At 48.7% G+C, this 16,811-nt stretch carries 10 protein-coding genes, 3 tRNA genes and 2 rRNA genes (1 of these 15 only partly in view); 13 read left to right on the top strand and 2 right to left on the bottom strand.

Features of this window, described 5'->3' with window-relative positions:
* Positions 1–12: 12 nt before the first annotated feature.
* The 6 genes from NOG13_RS02410 to htpG all read left to right on the top strand — a co-directional run bounded on the left by NOG13_RS02410 (position 13) and on the right by htpG (position 7,131).
* The gene (locus NOG13_RS02410) at positions 13–912 is read left to right on the top strand and encodes a cell division protein FtsQ/DivIB (protein ID WP_283110712.1); all 900 of its coding nucleotides are present in this window, start codon (positions 13–15) and stop codon (positions 910–912) included.
* Positions 913–1,025: 113 nt separating this feature from the next.
* On the top strand, positions 1,026–2,132 hold the full coding sequence (ftsZ, locus tag NOG13_RS02415) for a cell division protein FtsZ (RefSeq protein ID WP_283110713.1): 1,107 nt from the start codon (positions 1,026–1,028) through the stop codon (positions 2,130–2,132).
* A gap of 257 nt (positions 2,133–2,389) precedes the next feature.
* On the top strand, positions 2,390–3,316 hold the full coding sequence (locus NOG13_RS02420) for a magnesium transporter CorA family protein (RefSeq protein WP_283110714.1): 927 nt from the start codon (positions 2,390–2,392) through the stop codon (positions 3,314–3,316).
* A gap of 90 nt (positions 3,317–3,406) precedes the next feature.
* A complete protein-coding gene (locus tag NOG13_RS02425) occupies positions 3,407–3,943 on the top strand; it encodes a Fe-S-containing hydro-lyase (RefSeq protein WP_283110715.1) in 537 nt (178 codons plus the stop codon).
* On the top strand, positions 3,940–5,115 hold the full coding sequence (locus NOG13_RS02430; protein ID WP_283110716.1) for a cation diffusion facilitator family transporter: 1,176 nt from the start codon (positions 3,940–3,942) through the stop codon (positions 5,113–5,115). Before NOG13_RS02425 ends, NOG13_RS02430 begins: the two co-directional genes overlap by 4 nt.
* A 117-nt stretch (positions 5,116–5,232) precedes the next feature.
* The gene (gene htpG, locus NOG13_RS02435; protein ID WP_283111137.1) at positions 5,233–7,131 is read left to right on the top strand and encodes a molecular chaperone HtpG; all 1,899 of its coding nucleotides are present in this window, start codon (positions 5,233–5,235) and stop codon (positions 7,129–7,131) included.
* Positions 7,132–7,177: 46 nt separating this feature from the next.
* On the opposite strand, the gene nth is transcribed toward htpG, so the two are convergent.
* Positions 7,178–7,825 (bottom strand): endonuclease III, encoded by a 648-nt coding sequence (gene nth, locus NOG13_RS02440; RefSeq protein ID WP_283110717.1) that lies wholly within the window; start codon positions 7,823–7,825, stop codon positions 7,178–7,180.
* A gap of 157 nt (positions 7,826–7,982) precedes the next feature.
* Between nth and NOG13_RS02445 the strand changes: the two genes are divergently transcribed.
* Positions 7,983–9,236, top strand: coding sequence for a serine hydroxymethyltransferase (locus NOG13_RS02445; RefSeq protein ID WP_283110718.1), 1,254 nt, complete (start codon positions 7,983–7,985; stop codon positions 9,234–9,236).
* Positions 9,237–9,363: 127 nt separating this feature from the next.
* Positions 9,364–10,785: an IS1182 family transposase gene (locus NOG13_RS02450; RefSeq protein ID WP_283109454.1), complete on the top strand. Its 1,422-nt coding sequence runs from the start codon at positions 9,364–9,366 to the stop codon at positions 10,783–10,785.
* A 275-nt stretch (positions 10,786–11,060) separates the two neighbouring features.
* Here the strand turns inward: NOG13_RS02450 and NOG13_RS02455 are convergent.
* Positions 11,061–11,136 (bottom strand) — tRNA-Pro (locus tag NOG13_RS02455).
* A 173-nt stretch (positions 11,137–11,309) separates the two neighbouring features.
* Here NOG13_RS02455 and NOG13_RS02460 point away from each other — a divergent pair.
* The 5 genes from NOG13_RS02460 to NOG13_RS02480 all read left to right on the top strand — a co-directional run.
* Positions 11,310–12,737 carry a transglutaminase domain-containing protein gene (locus tag NOG13_RS02460; protein ID WP_283110719.1) on the top strand — a complete coding sequence of 476 codons (1,428 nt, stop codon included), beginning with the start codon at positions 11,310–11,312 and terminating at the stop codon, positions 12,735–12,737.
* Between the two features lie 316 nt (positions 12,738–13,053).
* Positions 13,054–14,571, top strand: a 16S ribosomal RNA gene (locus tag NOG13_RS02465).
* 168 nt (positions 14,572–14,739) lie between these two features.
* A tRNA-Ala gene (locus NOG13_RS02470) sits at positions 14,740–14,815 on the top strand.
* A gap of 51 nt (positions 14,816–14,866) precedes the next feature.
* A tRNA-Ile gene (locus NOG13_RS02475) sits at positions 14,867–14,943 on the top strand.
* A gap of 225 nt (positions 14,944–15,168) precedes the next feature.
* Positions 15,169–16,811, top strand: a 23S ribosomal RNA gene (locus NOG13_RS02480) (it continues 1,189 nt past the right edge of the window).
* The 16S and 23S rRNA genes sit together here with 2 tRNA genes alongside, the layout of an rRNA operon.

The raw sequence follows: 16,811 nt of genomic DNA on the forward strand, positions 1-16,811 counted from the left end.
GGAGGAAAGAGAATGCAGAGGGACGGGGGAAGAGGCTATCAGCCCTCTCTGCGCAATCCACGTACGGAGAGGGCTGGCTACTACCGAGCAGAGCAGCAGGCGCCGGCTTTTTCCGAAAAGGCCAGAGAACGCGCTCTTCGCCGCCGGAAACACCGGAGACGTGTGCTGATAGCGTTTTACCTTACCCTGTTCATTGTCGTTTTAAGCGTTGCGGCTATCCTTTCGGTAACGGTTCTGTTTAAGATTACCGATATCAGCGTAAGCGGAAAAACACGGTATACGGAAGAACAAATCATACAGGCAAGCGGCATCAAAATTGGGGACAACCTTGTGCTAACAAGAACAAAAGAGGATGTGCAAAAGATCCGAACATCACTTCCATACATAGGTTCTGTCAGGATATCGAAACATTTCCCCACGGGGATCTCCATTGCAGTGGAAGAAGCAAAAATCGTAGGCGCGGTCGTGTATGGTTCAGGCTACGCTATCATCGGCAGTGATGAGACAGTTCTTGAAACGGCTTCTTCTGCCCCAGAAAGTTGCATGACCATAGAGGGGCTGAACATTAAAAAAGCACAGGCAGGTTCAAAAATCGAGTTTGCGGATTCCATGCAGGAAACCGCCTTCCGCAGTACGCTAGAAGCAATCAAGGAAAGTGGCATCAGCAACATAACTTCCTCGGATTTTTCACAGGTTTCCCGCATCTTACTCATTTATGACGGACGGATTACCATTAACTTAGGAACAGCAACAGACCTGCCCTATAAGCTAAAATTTGCCAAAGAAATCCTAAAAACCCAAATTAAGCCTACTGAAACAGGTACCCTCAATATGTCGACGGCAGGAGACACCGATCGGGCATATTTTGACCCAAACACTGCAACGGTTTCTTCTGCAACAGCAAAAAAATAGCACGCTTATCTTTGAGAACTCGAAAAATAGATTGAATTTAGCTGGAAATTGTGTATAATTACATTATGGGTTTGTGAGCGATTGTGTATCAATAATAAGGGGGAAGCGGCGCAATGCCTTTTGAGATTGACAACGACTTTGACAATATCGTTCAGATAAAAGTAATCGGTGTCGGCGGGGGCGGCGGAAATGCAGTCGACCGCATGGTTACCGCGGGTGTACAGGGTGTAGAATTCATCAGCATAAATACCGACAAGCAAGCACTGTACCGTTCTAAGGCGACACAGAAAATTCAAATCGGCGAAAAGATTACGCATGGTAAAGGCGCCGGTTCCAATCCTGAAACAGGACAAAAAGCAGCCGATGAAAGCCGTGAGGCGATTGCCGCTGCGATTCGCGGGAGCGATATGGTCTTCATCACCGCAGGCATGGGCGGCGGCACCGGAACAGGTGCAGCACCAATCGTTGCCGAAATTGCTCACGATATGGGCGTCCTCACGGTCGGTATTGTGACAAAGCCGTTCGAGTTTGAAGGCCGCCGTCGTATGGAACAGGCGGAAAGCGGCATTGCGGCGCTGAAAGAACATGTAGATTCCCTTGTTGTGATTCCGAATGAGCGTTTGAAACTTGTCAGCGAACAGCGCATTACGCTGCTCAATGCGTTCTCTGTTGCAGACGATGTCCTGCGTCAGGGCGTTCAGAGTATTTCTGACCTGATTAAACTGCCGGGCCTTGTCAATTTGGACTTCGCAGATGTCACCGCAGTCATGAAGGATGCAGGTTACGCACACATGGGCGTAGGACATGCCTCCGGTAAAGACAAGGCGGAAGAAGCGGCAAAAATGGCAATTTCCAGCCCGCTGCTCGAAACATCTATCAATGGTGCACGCGGCGTGATTATCAATATCACTTCTTCGCCAGATATCGGCCTTGACGAAATGGAATTGGCTTCGTCCATGATTTCCCAGCAGGCGCACGAAGATGCGAACATCATCTGGGGTGCCGCGTTTGATGAGAATATGGATGATGAAATGAGCGTAACGGTTATTGCCACCGGTTTTCCAACAGCGGATGCCGAAGAGCCATTTACGATTAAAAGATCTCAGAACAAGCAAGAATCGGCAGGAAAGGCTGAGTCCGGAAAGAATTCCAGCAACGAAGACATGGTTGCTGACGATGATTTTACGGATATCATGCAGATTTTCAGCCGCAAGAATTAATTTCCGAAGCAAATTAGCTCCGCAGAAATGCGGAGCTTTTTCTTGCGTAATCGGCCAAAAATAACCGTATAAGGCGAAATTCAGCGATTTTGAACTCAAAGTTAAAAAACAGAGCATGAAACTTCCTGTGCACTCTTGTAATCCGAGTTTGCTGTGTTATAATATTCACGTGTATGCAAGTCATAAAGGGGGTGGCATTGTGAATCCCGACCCTTATGGGAATGTTCGACGAAAACTGAATCAAGGAGATGAACACAATGCTGTCCTATTACAAAACGCAAGACGGGCGCATGATGCAGATTCCAGAGTGCGAACCGGGTTGCTGGATTAACTGCGTCGCACCAGACGACAGAGAAATTAACAGCCTGATTTCAGATTTTAACATTGAGCCGGATTTTTTCCGTGCGGCAATGGATGAAGAAGAATCTTCCCACATTGACCACGAAGACCAAAATACACTGATTGTCATTGATATTCCGGTTGTTGAAAAAGAAGGTAAAAGCATAACTTACACCACCATGCCGCTCGGCATTATTATCACAGAGCGCAATGTGATTACCGTTTCCATTAAGGATAACCCGGTGGTAGGAGAGTTTGCGCAGGGGCTTGTGCGCGGAGTACAGACAAACCTAAAGACGAGGTTTGTGCTCCACATTATGCTTCGGGTTGCATCGCGTTACCTTCAGTATCTGAAGCAGATTGATAAGATTAGCAATTATGTTGAAACAGAACTGAGGCGTTCCATGCGGAATGCGGAATTACTTCAGCTCCTGAGCATTGAAAAGTCGCTTGTTTATTTTTCTTCATCGCTCAAAGGCAACGAGATTACGCTAGAAAAAATCATGCGCGGCAGGGTTCTAAAGCTTTACGAGGATGATCAGGACCTTTTGGAAGATGTGCTCATAGAAGTGAAGCAGGCAATTGATATGTCAAACATTTACCTGAATATCGTAAATGGCATCATGGGCGCTTCCTCCTCGGTCATTTCCAATAATCTCAATACCGTTATGCGTCATCTGGTTTCGGTTTTACTGCTCGCAGCGCTTCCAATGACGATTTTCGGACTGTACGGAATGAACGTGAAAGGAATCCCTTTGCCGCAGTTCTGGTTCCCGCTGGCACTTGCGGTTGTGCTGACCGGCGGATTGTTTGCTTTCTTAAAAAAGAAAAAGATGTTGGATTAACCGTTGTCATTACGCAAAAGGGGACTGCTTCAGGCGGTTCCCTTTTTCAATACCGGCCGGCAGCAATGGCGGCTAGATGGAGGTAATCGTTTGGATACACGTTCTCTTGATGTGAAAGACATTGAGTCATGGGCAGAAACGCTGAAAGCAGGCGACCGTGTGTTGCTCAGCGGTACGGTTTACACAGCCCGTGACGCGGCACATAAGCGCATTTTTGCGATGCTTCAAGAAGGAAAGGAGCCTCCGTTTCCGCTTCGCGGCTCGGTGATCTATTATGCAGGCCCGACACCCACGCCGCCCGGTATGGCAATCGGTTCCTGCGGCCCGACCACATCAGCGCGCATGGATCCGTATACGCCCCATCTGCTCGACCTCGGCTTGAAAGGCATGATTGGAAAGGGTGACCGCTCACCGGAGGTTGTGGAGGCCATAAAACAAAACAAGGCAGTGTATCTCTGCGCTGTCGGCGGAGCCGGTGCGCTTGCCGCCAAGTGCATTACTTCCCTCGAAGTGATTGCTTTTGAAGACCTGGGCTGTGAATCGGTCAAAAAATTAACGGTAAAGGATTTCCCACTGATTGTTGCCATCGACAGCAGCGGCGGAAATCTGTTTGAGGCTGCGCTATGACAAAACTATTAATTCACCTTTTTGTGCGTAATTCCGAAAAACTCGATGACCCGGAAGTGCGCAGAAGTTATGGCCGCTTTGCGGGAATCGTCGGTATCATTACGAATTTCATCCTCTTCATCGCAAAAATCATAGCAGGAACCATTGCAAACAGTATTGCGGTTACCACCGATGCTATGAACAACCTGACTGATTTCGCGTCGTCCATCATTACCCTTGTGGGGTTCCGCATGGCTTCCAAACCGGCGGACCGCGAGCATCCTTACGGCCACGCAAGGTTTGAGTATATCAGCGGCCTTATTGTGTCGCTGCTCATCTTTGTTGTCGGTTTCGAGTTTGCCCGGGATTCTGTCCATAAAATCCTTTCACCGGAGAAAACCGATTTTTCTCTGCTCGCGACACTGATTCTCGGCCTTTCTATTTTGCTCAAACTCTGGCAGTCACTTTTCTACCGCAAAGTGGGAAAGCTCACGAATTCGGAAACGCTGATGGCTGCGTCAGCTGACAGCCGAAGCGACGTCATCACGACGTCTGTTGTCCTTGTTGGCGCCCTCATTACACGCTTTACCGGCTATAATCTGGACGGATATATGGGAACTGCCGTTGCCGTCTTGATTATGATAACGGGCTACCGGCTTATCCGCCAGACGAGCGACCCACTCCTCGGCGCGGCGCCTTCCCATGTTCTTGTAGACGATATTTACCGCACCATCACGCAAAAAGAAGGCATTATCGGAGTACATGACCTTACGGTCCACGACTACGGCCCCGGGGGATGCTTTGCTTCCGTTCACTGCGAGGTTCCTGCGGAACGCGATATTCTCGAAAGCCACGACCTCATTGATAATATTGAAAAAGAGTTCCTTTCTGAAAAAGGGATTCATCTTGTAATTCACATGGACCCGATTATTACCGATGATGCGCGCACAAACGAGCTCAAAAAACAGGTAGAAGCGCTTCTTGATACGATTTCCCCGGAAATTACAATGCACGATTTCCGCGTGGTCTGGGGGCCTACCCACTCGAATTTAGTCTTTGACATCTGTGTGCCGTTCGGTTTTTCTATGAAGGACGATGAGCTGGTCGAGGTGGTGTCGGATAAAATCCATAAGCTCAATTCAACCTATTACGCCGCCATTACAGTCGACCACGATTACGTTCCGAAAAGCTAGGGGAATGTAAAGAAAATTTAACAATTGACCACTTGCATTTTTGCTTGCAAGGAGTTATCATTGAATTAGCACTTGAATGTAAAGAGTGCTAATTCTTTTTTGTCCAGAAGGGAGAGCATTGTTTTGAAGCAATTCAAAGCAGAGTCTAAACGTCTTTTGGATTTGATGATCAATTCCATCTATACGCACAAGGAAATTTTTCTTCGCGAATTGATATCGAATGCAAGCGACGCAATCGACAAGCTATATTATAAGGCACTGACGGATGGTCAAACCGGACTGAACCGCGACGATTTTGAAATTCGCATCCGTCTCGATCAAGCAAACCGTACCATTACCATTTCCGACAACGGCTGCGGTATGACCAAGGAAGAACTTGAGACAAACCTCGGCACCATCGCCAAGAGCGGTTCGCTTAATTTCAAGAAGAATTTAGAACAGGGCAAAGAGAACGAAGATATTGAGATTATCGGCCAGTTCGGCGTAGGTTTCTACTCCGCGTTCATGGTGGCCGAGCATGTTGCTGTTTCCAGTAAGGCTTACGGCAGTGACGAAGCATGGAAATGGGAATCTTCTGGACCGGAAGGCTACACGGTAGAACCTTGCGAGAAGGCGGAGCACGGCACTGAGATTGTGTTGAAGCTGAAACCCGACACGGACGATGAGAAATACAGCGAGTTTCTTGACCAGTACCGCATTAAGGGCCTCGTGAAGAAGTATTCTGACTATATCCGTTATCCCATCAAGATGGATATGGAGAAAAGCCGTCTGAAAGAAGGCAGCAAAGACGAATACGAAAAGTATACCGAGACCGAGACGCTGAACAGCATGGTTCCGCTTTGGCGCAAGAACAAGAACGAAATCACCCAGGACGAGTACAACGAGTTTTACAAGAGTAAATTCAGCGATTACGAGAACCCTGCCAAATCAATTCACATGTATGTGGAAGGTGCTTCAAACTTCCATGCGCTTTTGTTCATTCCGGCGCATGCTCCGTTCAACTTCTATACCCGCGATTATGAGAAGGGCCTTCAGCTTTATTCCAACGGCGTGCTGATTATGGATAAATGCGCCGACCTTCTACCGGATTATTTCAGCTTTGTGCGCGGCCTCGTCGATTCGCAGGATTTGTCGCTCAATATCTCGAGAGAAATGCTTCAGCATGACCGCCAGCTCAAACTAATTGCCGAGCGTATTGAGAAGAAGATTCGCTCCGAGCTGGAGACAATGCTCAAAAACAAGCGGGAAGAGTATGAGAAGTTCTTCAAGAACTTCGGCCTGCAGCTGAAATACGGCATTTATGAAGATTATGGCATGCACAAGGATGTTCTGAAGGATTTGCTGCTGTTCTATTCCTCCACGGAAAAGAAACTCGTTACCTTGAAGGAATACACGGACCGCATGAAGGAAGATCAGAAATATATTTACTACGCATGCGGCGACACCATCCAGCACATCGACAAGCTGCCGCAGGCTGACGCTGTCCGCGAGCGCGGCTATGAGATTCTCTACATGACCGATCCTGTCGACGAATTCGCAATTTCCATGCTGATGAAATATAACGACAAGGAATTCAAGTCGATTTCCGCTGATGACCTCGGCCTCGAAACAGAAGAGGAAAAGAAGGAAGCGGAGAAAAAGATTGAAGAGAATAAGGACATGCTTGCTTTCATGAAGGATTCCCTCAAAGGCAAGGTCACCGATGTCGTCCTTTCTAAGAAGCTCAAGACTCACCCGGTCTGCATCTCCACAAACGGCATGATTTCCATGGAGATGGAAAAAGTGCTCAACTCTATGCCGAATGTAGATAAGGATCGAGTCAAGACGCAGCGTGTTCTGGAAATCAACGCCAACCATCCGATTTTTGAAAAGCTTTGCAGCCTTTATCAGAACGATAAGGATACGCTCAAGGAGTATGCGTCCCTGCTGTATACGCAGGCTCTGCTGATTGAAGGCGTTCCGATTGATGACCCGGTCGAGTACACCAATCAGATCTGCAAGCTGATGATAAAGTAAATCAATATGAAAAAAAGCTCGGTGCATTACGCACCGAGCCTTTCTTTTATGCAGTTGATTCGTCTTTGACGGTGGAAGATTTGCAGAATTTGTTCATGCAGCATTTTTCACATTTCGGGTTTCGCGCGGTACAAACAGCCCTTCCGTGCAGAACAAGCCGGTGACAGAAGTCGTTAGATTCCTCCGGCGGGAGAACCGCGCGAAGCTGCTTTTCCACCTTTGCGGGGTCTTTGCCTTCGCTCAAGCCGAGCCGTCCGCAGATGCGGATGCAGTGTGTATCCGTTACCACAGCCGGCTTGTGGTAAATATCGCCCACAACAAGGTTGGCGGTTTTGCGCCCGACCCCCGGAAGCTGCGTTAAAGCCTCAATTGTGTCGGGAACAACACCGTTGAATTTCTCTTTGAGCATGCGGCACATTGCCAGAATGTCACGAGCTTTGGTCTTGTAGAGGCCGCAGGAATGAATGTATTCTTCGATTTCTTCCTGCGTGCCGTTGCAGAATGCGTCAAGCGTCGGGAACCGCTTAAAAAGAGCAGGGGTAACGAGGTTAACCCGAGCGTCCGTACATTGTGCGGAAAGCCGGGTTGCAATCAGCAGCTGAAGCGGGTCCTTGTAGTTAAGGGAACAAATGGCGTCCGGATATTCTTTTTTCAACGCCTGCACAGCGAGTGCGGCGCGTTGCTTTTTTGTCATGAGAGTACTCCTTGCGAAACTGTTTTTATCATTTTAGTACAAAAATGGATTCGTTACAAGGCCAAACCTTTTCCGCGCATTTCTTGGGTAAGATTGCACTTTTATGCGCTAAAGGGTATAATATTAGCAAAATCAATTGGGAAAGGAATTGAAAGGCATGTACAGTGATATGATGGATACCATCGGCTATGTTTCTAAGGTCGACCCCGATGTCGGAGCGGCTATGAAGAAGGAACTTGGGCGTCAGCGCGACAATTTGGAGCTGATTGCTTCAGAAAATATAGTTTCTCCTGCGGTTATGGCGGCTATGGGCAGCGTCCTTACCAACAAGTATGCCGAAGGTTACCCGGGCAAACGCTATTACGGCGGCTGCCAGTACGTTGACGTTGTGGAAGAGATCGCCCGCAAACGCGCCTGTGAGCTGTTCGGTGCAGAACATGCCAACGTTCAGCCGCACTCCGGTGCTCAGGCCAACACTGCGGTGTATTTTGCACTTCTCCAGCCCGGCGATACGGTAATGGGAATGAGCCTTTCGGAAGGCGGCCACCTGACACATGGTTCTCCGGTGAATATTTCGGGAAAATATTTCAATTTCGTTCCCTATGGCGTCAGCCCCGAGACAGGCCGCATAGATTACGACAAGGTTTATGAAACCGCTATGAAAGTGAAGCCGAAGATTATTGTTTCCGGTGCAAGTGCTTATCCGAGGATAATCGACTTCAAAAAATTCCGTGAAATCTGCGATGCCTGTGGTGCCATCATGATGGTTGATATGGCGCACATTGCTGGCCTTGTCGCTTCCGGGGATCATCCCAACCCGGTGGAGTGGGCAGACATTGTCACCACCACTACACACAAAACGCTTCGCGGTCCCCGCGGCGGCTTGATTCTTTGCCGAGAGCAGTACGCAAAGGCGATTGACAAGGCAGTTTTCCCAGGTACACAGGGCGGCCCGCTCATGCACATCATCGCCGGCAAGGCAGTTTGCCTCGGTGAGGCTTTGAAGCCTGAATTTAAGGAATACGGCCATCGCATCGTCAAAAACGCGCAGGCACTCGCCAACGGCCTCATGAAGCGCGGCGTCAAGCTGGTAACCGGCGGAACAGACAACCATCTTATGATGATCGACCTGAGCGGTATGGAACTGACCGGAAAAGAACTGGAACAGCGCCTGGATTCCGTCAATATCACTGCCAATAAAAATACGGTTCCGAATGAGAAGCGCAGCCCGTTTGTTACAAGCGGCCTTCGCCTCGGAACTCCGGCTGTTACAACACGCGGCCTGAACGAAGCCGATATGGACAAGATTGCCGAGTGCATCAGCCTCGCGATATTTGACTTTGAAGCATCGAAAGAAAAGATTCATGCAACCGTAAAAGACATTTGCAGCCGTTATCCGCTTTATCAGTAATTTGCGGCGGCTTAGAAGAAAAACAGAGAAGAATTCTTTGGAATTCTTCTCTCAGCCTGTCGAAAAAGTCCAGTGAAAGCTGGGCTTTTTCGTTGTAAAATGGTAAAATATAGACAGGTGATGAAAGATGCTGGAACGGGAAAAACTACGCAGAGATGCAGTGGAATTTGTGAATACAGACCTATTGGTGCCGGGAAATCATCTGCTGCGAAAGATTGACAGCGCGGTAGATTTTAGCCATATTTATGATTTTGTAGAAGATTTGTATTGTGAGGGCAACGGTCGTCCTAGTGTGGACCCGGTCGTCCTGTTTAAGATTGTTCTGATCCAGCATCTGTACGGAATTCCCTCTTTACGCCGGACGATGCAGGAAATCAATATGAATATCGCGTATCGGTGGTTTCTGGGATATACACTGAACGAGGAGCTGCCGCATTTCTCCACTGTGAGTTACAATTTTAAGCACCGGTTCACAGAGGAAACCGTGGAGCAGGTGTTTTCGTGGATTTTGCAGGAGGCAAATTACGCCGGATATTTGGAGCCGGAAGCAGTATTTGTGGATGGGACGCATATCAAAGCAAACGCCAACATCAACAAAAAGATCAAAAAGGCAGTTCCTCAGGCGGCAAAGCGATATGCCTCAGAATTAATGGAAGAGGTTAACGCTGACCGGGAAGATCATGGGAAGAAGCCATTCGACAGTACTCCGAAACCGCCGAAGGAAAAAGAAATCATGGTGTCCAAAACAGACCCGGAAAGCGGGTTGTTCCAAAAGGGAGAACACAAGAAGTGCTTTGCCTACGAAGCACATACGGCCTGCGACAAACACAATTTTGTCCTTGACGTTGAGGTGACTCCGGGAAACGTACATGACAGTGTAGCATTTGACGCGGTCTATGGCAAAGTGACTCAACGGTTTCCTGAAATTGAAACGGTGGTGGCGGACGCCGCATACAAAACGCCGCATATCTGTAAACGGGTGTTTGACGACGGGCGGGTACTTTCCACAGCATACAAGCGGCCAATGACCAAAGCAGGAAATCTGGAATGGTGGAAGTATGTATACGACGAATATTATGACTGTGTGATCTGCCCGGAATATCAGGTTCTGCATTATGCAACAACCAACCGTGAGGGATACCGGGAATACAAAAGCCGGAGTTACATCTGCGAAAAATGTCCATTCCGTTCTCGCTGCACCGAGAGTAAAAGCTGTACGAAAACCGTAACGCGGCATGTGTGGCAGGATTATGTGGAGCTTGCGGAAGATATCAGGCACACACCGAAATACAAAGAGCTTTACAAAAAACGAAAAGAAACCATTGAGCGTGTCTTCGCCGATGCAAAAGTGAAATATGGGATGCGGTACACGCTCTACCGGGGCTTAACTCAAGTGACGAATTGGGTTAAGCTTAAGTTTGCTGCCATGAATCTCAAAAAGCTGGCAATGTGGAAATGGAGGGATGGCCATCCCTCCGGGTTTTTATTGATTTTACTTTGCTTATTTTCCTATCCTGCATATTATCAAGAGAACCCATCCTTCGTTTAACCGCGTTGGATGGGTTCTTCGACAATCTGGGCTGATAACATTATGTTATCAGCCTTATTTGCCGCACCAAGTGCCGGTTCAATTCGCACATTTATAGTCGATTGATACAAATGGTGCGTAATAGACAAGCGGCGGAATCCGGATTTTCCGAATTCCGCCGCTTTCCATGTTGATTGATTATTGATTGGAAACTAGCGCCAATACCTTATAGTGGTCAATTAAGTGGTCAAAAGCCTATGACTGATTCAAAAAGGCGCATGAATACTGGATATTTTTGGTCCGAGTGACAGGGTTCGAACCTGCGGCCTGATGGTCCCAAACCACCCGCGCTACCAACTGCGCCACACCCGGATATGAAATTTGTTGAAATCGCAGCTCGCTTCTCTTACTACGAACGCGCTTTATTAGTATATTGGAATCTGACCAAAATGTCAAGCGCAGAGCGACGTTTCACGGAAAAATCAATTGATGTTGTAATAGGCCATGCTATAATAATAAAAAATACTGCGTAGGGGGTACTCTTGGTGAGAAAAGGTACAATTTCTGCGATTTTGTGTACAACGGCAGCCGTCGTCCTGGATTCGGTCGCAGTATCTTCCTATGCAGGGCACAAAGACTTAGTCAATCAGTTCGATAAAACAATCAAACAAGTTACAAATATCACTCAGGATAACGTCTCACGCCTTACTGCCAGTAGTGATAAACCGAAAACATCCGAGATTGTAGTTAGCGAAGCAACCACATCAGCTGCCGATGAGGTCCGCACAGTAAAGAAAATCGAAAAGGTACTTCCAAGTTCTTCAAAAACCGAGAAGAATGTGGCAGTTACCTCCAAAAGCACCTCCAGGCAATACACCCCTGTGAAGCAGCAGGAGTGCTATCTGGCGCTGAAATCCAAAGCCGCGCGCAGTATTTACCGATTGATTGGTGATAATGTCAATTGGATTTCCGAGCAAAAATCGGATTCTGGCTATTACCCCATCCGCACGATTACCTATTCCGGCGATGTTACGGAAACCGAGATACAGTTGGGCATGCTCGCTTATCTCGATGATAATCCGCAAGTTTTTTGGGTCGCTGGCGTTTACGGATTCAGCAAGCATAATGGCAAAACCGACATTCAGCTGTTTTCAGTCCTGTCCCCGAATGAATGTATTGCGATGCAAAAAAAGCTCGATTCTGCCGTTTCTAAAGTAATTTCATCGATTCCGTCTGGCTTGAGTGAGTTTGCGCGGGAAGAATATCTATTTCATTATCTTGCTTCCCATTGCGTATATGACTCAGCGGCAACGCAAAGCTCTGGAAATTGGCAGCCCTTTAGTGCCTGCGGACCTCTCATCAGCGGAAAAGCCGTTTGTGAGGGCTATTCCCGTGCGATGCAGCTTCTAGCCGGCCGCGTCGGAATCAACTGCACGCTTGTTTACGGCTGGCATAACGGCGTCGGCCATATGTGGAATGAGATCCAGATCGATGGCAGCTGGTATCACCTTGACCTCACATGGTGCGATAATTCGATGCTCATCTATAATTATTTTAATGTTACAGATTCGGTTATCAAAAAATCGCATCAGATATCTCAGCTGTATTCTGAATTATCGAAGGACCAGCTGAAGAGCGAGTCTGTTTCTTTTAACTTTGTGTTGCATAACTGCAATTCGGTCCGCGATAACTATTTTCGAAAGCGTGGAATTCCTGTCTCTTCTGCAACAAATGCCAAGGATCAGAATATTATTAATCAGTTGGTACCATTAATCAAGGCCGGAAAGACCACGGCTGTTTTCTTGATTCAGGATAACTTTAATGCTACTGTTCAGAAGATGGGCTCCGGTGAATTGTCGCAATGGCTGCTTCGAGCTGCCCTTGCTGCCGGTAAGAAACCTAATTCCGTAGAAGTAAAGTATGTCCCAGACCAATATAACAGCGGTGTCACAGCGACGTTTTCGTTTCACTGATATGCATTTTGTGTTCCTGGCGAATCAATTTTTAAAAAACTGCGAAAAAAACTCGAAAAAGGTGTTGACAAACGGTTCGACGTGAGGTATTATAGACAAGCGCCTTGCGGAAAGGGCGCTGCGGAAACGAAAGCCAAAAGGCTGAGGGACCGCATGGGACCTTGAAAATTAAACAACGAGTAAGGAATACGGAACCCGTAATTTTCCTTAGAGTAGAGATACTCGCAAAGAGATTACGAATACACGTTAGTGTATCGAAAAGAGCTAAGAGGCTCTAGAAATTGATATAAACGTCTTCGGACGTATATATACCAAATTTTTAGAGAGTTTGATCCTGGCTCAGGACGAACGCTGGCGGCGCGCCTAACACATGCAAGTCGAACGGAACTGTTTTGGAGCTTGCTTCGAGACAGTTTAGTGGCGGACGGGTGAGTAACGCGTGAGCAACCTACCTCTCAGAGGGGGATAACGTCTGGAAACGGACGCTAATACCGCATAACATTCTGAGGTCGCATGGCTTTAGAATCAAAGGAGCAATCCGCTGAGAGATGGGCTCGCGTCCGATTAGCCAGTTGGTGAGGTAACGGCCCACCAAAGCAACGATCGGTAGCCGGACTGAGAGGTTGAACGGCCACATTGGGACTGAGACACGGCCCAGACTCCTACGGGAGGCAGCAGTGGGGGATATTGCACAATGGAGGAAACTCTGATGCAGCGACGCCGCGTGAGGGAAGAAGGTCTTCGGATTGTAAACCTTTGTCCTTGGTGACGATAATGACGGTAGCCAAGGAGGAAGCTCCGGCTAACTACGTGCCAGCAGCCGCGGTAATACGTAGGGAGCGAGCGTTGTCCGGATTTACTGGGTGTAAAGGGTGCGTAGGCGGCTCTGCAAGTCAGGTGTGAAAACCATCGGCTTAACTGATGGACTGCATTTGAAACTGTGGGGCTTGAGTGGAGTAGAGGCAGACGGAATTCCCGGTGTAGCGGTGAAATGCGTAGAGATCGGGAAGAACACCAGTGGCGAAGGCGGTCTGCTGGGCTCTAACTGACGCTGAGGCACGAAAGCATGGGTAGCAAACAGGATTAGATACCCTGGTAGTCCATGCCGTAAACGATGATTACTAGGTGTGGGGAGTCTGACCCTCTCCGTGCCGGAGTTAACACAATAAGTAATCCACCTGGGAAGTACGACCGCAAGGTTGAAACTCAAAGGAATTGACGGGGGCCCGCACAAGCAGTGGAGTATGTGGTTTAATTCGAAGCAACGCGAAGAACCTTACCAGATCTTGACATCCAACTAATCCTGTAGAAATATGGGAGTGCCCTTCGGGGAAAGTTGAGACAGGTGGTGCATGGTTGTCGTCAGCTCGTGTCGTGAGATGTTGGGTTAAGTCCCGCAACGAGCGCAACCCTTGTGATTAGTTGCTACGCAAGAGCACTCTAATCAGACTGCCGTTGACAAAACGGAGGAAGGTGGGGACGACGTCAAATCATCATGCCCCTTATGATCTGGGCTACACACGTACTACAATGGCCATCAACAAAGGGAAGCAAAGCCGCGAGGCGGAGCAAATCCCCAAAAATGGTCCCAGTTCGGATCGCAGGCTGCAACCCGCCTGCGTGAAGCCGGAATTGCTAGTAATCGCGGATCATCATGCCGCGGTGAATACGTTCCCGGGCCTTGTACACACCGCCCGTCACACCATGGGAGCCGGTAATACCCGAAGTCGGTAGTCTAACCGCAAGGAGGGCGCCGCCGAAGGTAGGATTGGCGACTGGGGTGAAGTCGTAACAAGGTAGCCGTATCAGAAGGTGCGGCTGGATCACCTCCTTTCTATGGAGAGAGCGAACAGATGGAAAATCTGTTGCGAATCCAAGGTCAGAATTACGGAGGACCATTCCTGAATCGTTGTTTAATTTTGAAGGCCCCAAGCCGGAGACGGCGAAGGTTCTTCAGGGAAAGAGAACGAGAAAAGACCAAACAGTTGAATAACTCCTATATGGGGGTATAGCTCAGCTGGGAGAGCGCCTGCTTTGCAAGCAGGAGGTCAACGGTTCGATCCCGTTTATCTCCACCAACGGCTATTGTGGCTAAGAAACACTGATAGCCTCTGGCCGGAAGAAGATATGGGCTTATAGCTCAGCCGGTTAGAGCGCACGCCTGATAAGCGTGAGGTCGGTGGTTCGAGTCCACTTAAGCCCACCAGCAGGTTGAGCCTGCAAAATAACATACAGTATCTCAATTGCGCGACTGCGAGGCTGCGGAAGCGGTTGAGTAAAGCGCGACGAATGACACTGTGTGTCTGTACCTTGAAAACTGAATAAAGCACGAAGCAGATATTAAGCGAGAAAAAGTTGTTATCAATTAATCAAGGTTTTGCGAAATCTTGTTTAAGGGAACTGCAATTTTGAGAACCGAACGATATCACATGGTCAAGCTACAAAGAGCGCAAGGGGAATGCCTTGGCACCAGGAGCCGAAGAAGGACGCGACAAACTGCGAAAAGCTGCGGGGAACCGTAAGTAGGTATTGATCCGCAGATTTCCGAATGGAGCAATCCGGCTGGAGTCATGTCCAGTCACCGTATACTGAATTCATAGGTATACGGGGGGAACCGCCTGAACTGAAACATCTAAGTAGGGCGAGGAAAAGAAATCAAGAGAGATTCCGCAAGTAGTGGCGAGCGAACGCGGAAGAGGCCAAACCGAGGGCAGCAATGTTCTCGGGGTTTCGGACAGCTAAGAAATGTGGGAAGTCAGCCGAAAGGTCTGGGAAGGCCTGCGAGACAGCGTGAAAGCCGCGTAGGCGAAGACGGAACACATGGGGCTGTATCCAGAGTACCGCCGGACACGAGGAATCCGGTGGGAAGATGGGGAGACCACTCTCCAAGCCTAAATACTCCCTGGTGACCGATAGAGAAGAGTACTGTGAAGGAACGGTGAAAAGCACCCCGGGAGGGGAGTGAAATAGAACCTGAAACCTTGTGCTTACAAGCACCGAAAGCCCGTCAAAGGGTGATCGGGTACCTTTTGTAGAATGGTCCGGCGAGTGAATGTAACTGGCGAGGTTAAGGACTTAAGGTCCGGAGCCGTAGGGAAACCGAGTCTGAATAGGGCGCAAGAAGTCAGTTGTATTCGACCCGAAACCGGGTGACCTACCCATGTCCAGGTTGAAGTGAGGGTAAAACCTCATGGAGGACCGAACCGACTCCCGTTGAAATGGTAGCGGATGAGGTGTGGGTAGCGGTGAAATTCCAATCGAACCCGGAGATAGCTGGTTCTCTCCGAAATAGCTTTAGGGCTAGCCTCGCACATAATTACCGGAGGTAAAGCACTGAATGGACTAGGGGCCGAAAGGTTGCCGAAGCCTATCAAACTCAGAATGCCGGATAATTTAAGTGCGGGAGTCAGACGGTGTGAGATAAGTTTCATCGTCGAAAGGGAAACAGCCCAGACCCACAGCTAAGGTCCCAAAATATGGTTAAGTGGGAAAGGATGTGGGGTTGCTCAGACAACCAGGATGTTGGCTCAGAAGCAGCCATTCATTAAAAGAGTGCGTAATAGCTCACTGGTCGAGTGGCCCTGCGCCGAAAATTCAACGGGGCTAAAATCATATACCGAAGCTTGGGATTCCGAAAGGGATGGTAGGAGAGCGTTCTGTACAGGATGAAATCAGAGCGGAAGCGCTGGTGGACAGTACAGAAGTGAGAATGCCGGAATGAGTAGCGAGAAATATGTGAGAATCATATTGGCCGAAAGTCTAAGGTTTTTGGAGGAAGGTTCGTCCGCTCCAAGTAAGTCGGGAGCTAAGGTGAGGCCGAAAGGCGTAGCCGATGCACAAACGGTTGATATTCCGTTACCGCAGAAAGATTTAAGTACAGTGACACCTGCGAAGGGCATAACCCGGGCGATGGTTGACCCGGGCGTAAGGGACCGAAATTAGAGTAGGGAAGTATGCCTGAAGTGGGGCGAGAAAAGCTGTATGGATATCTGATGCGCCCGTACCGCAAACCGACACAGGTAGACAGGAAGAAGATTCTAAGGCCAGCGGGAGAAGGGTAGTTAAGGAACTCGG

This window comes from Thermocaproicibacter melissae (assembly GCF_024498295.1).
GTDB lineage: Bacteria > Bacillota > Clostridia > Oscillospirales > Acutalibacteraceae > Thermocaproicibacter > Thermocaproicibacter melissae.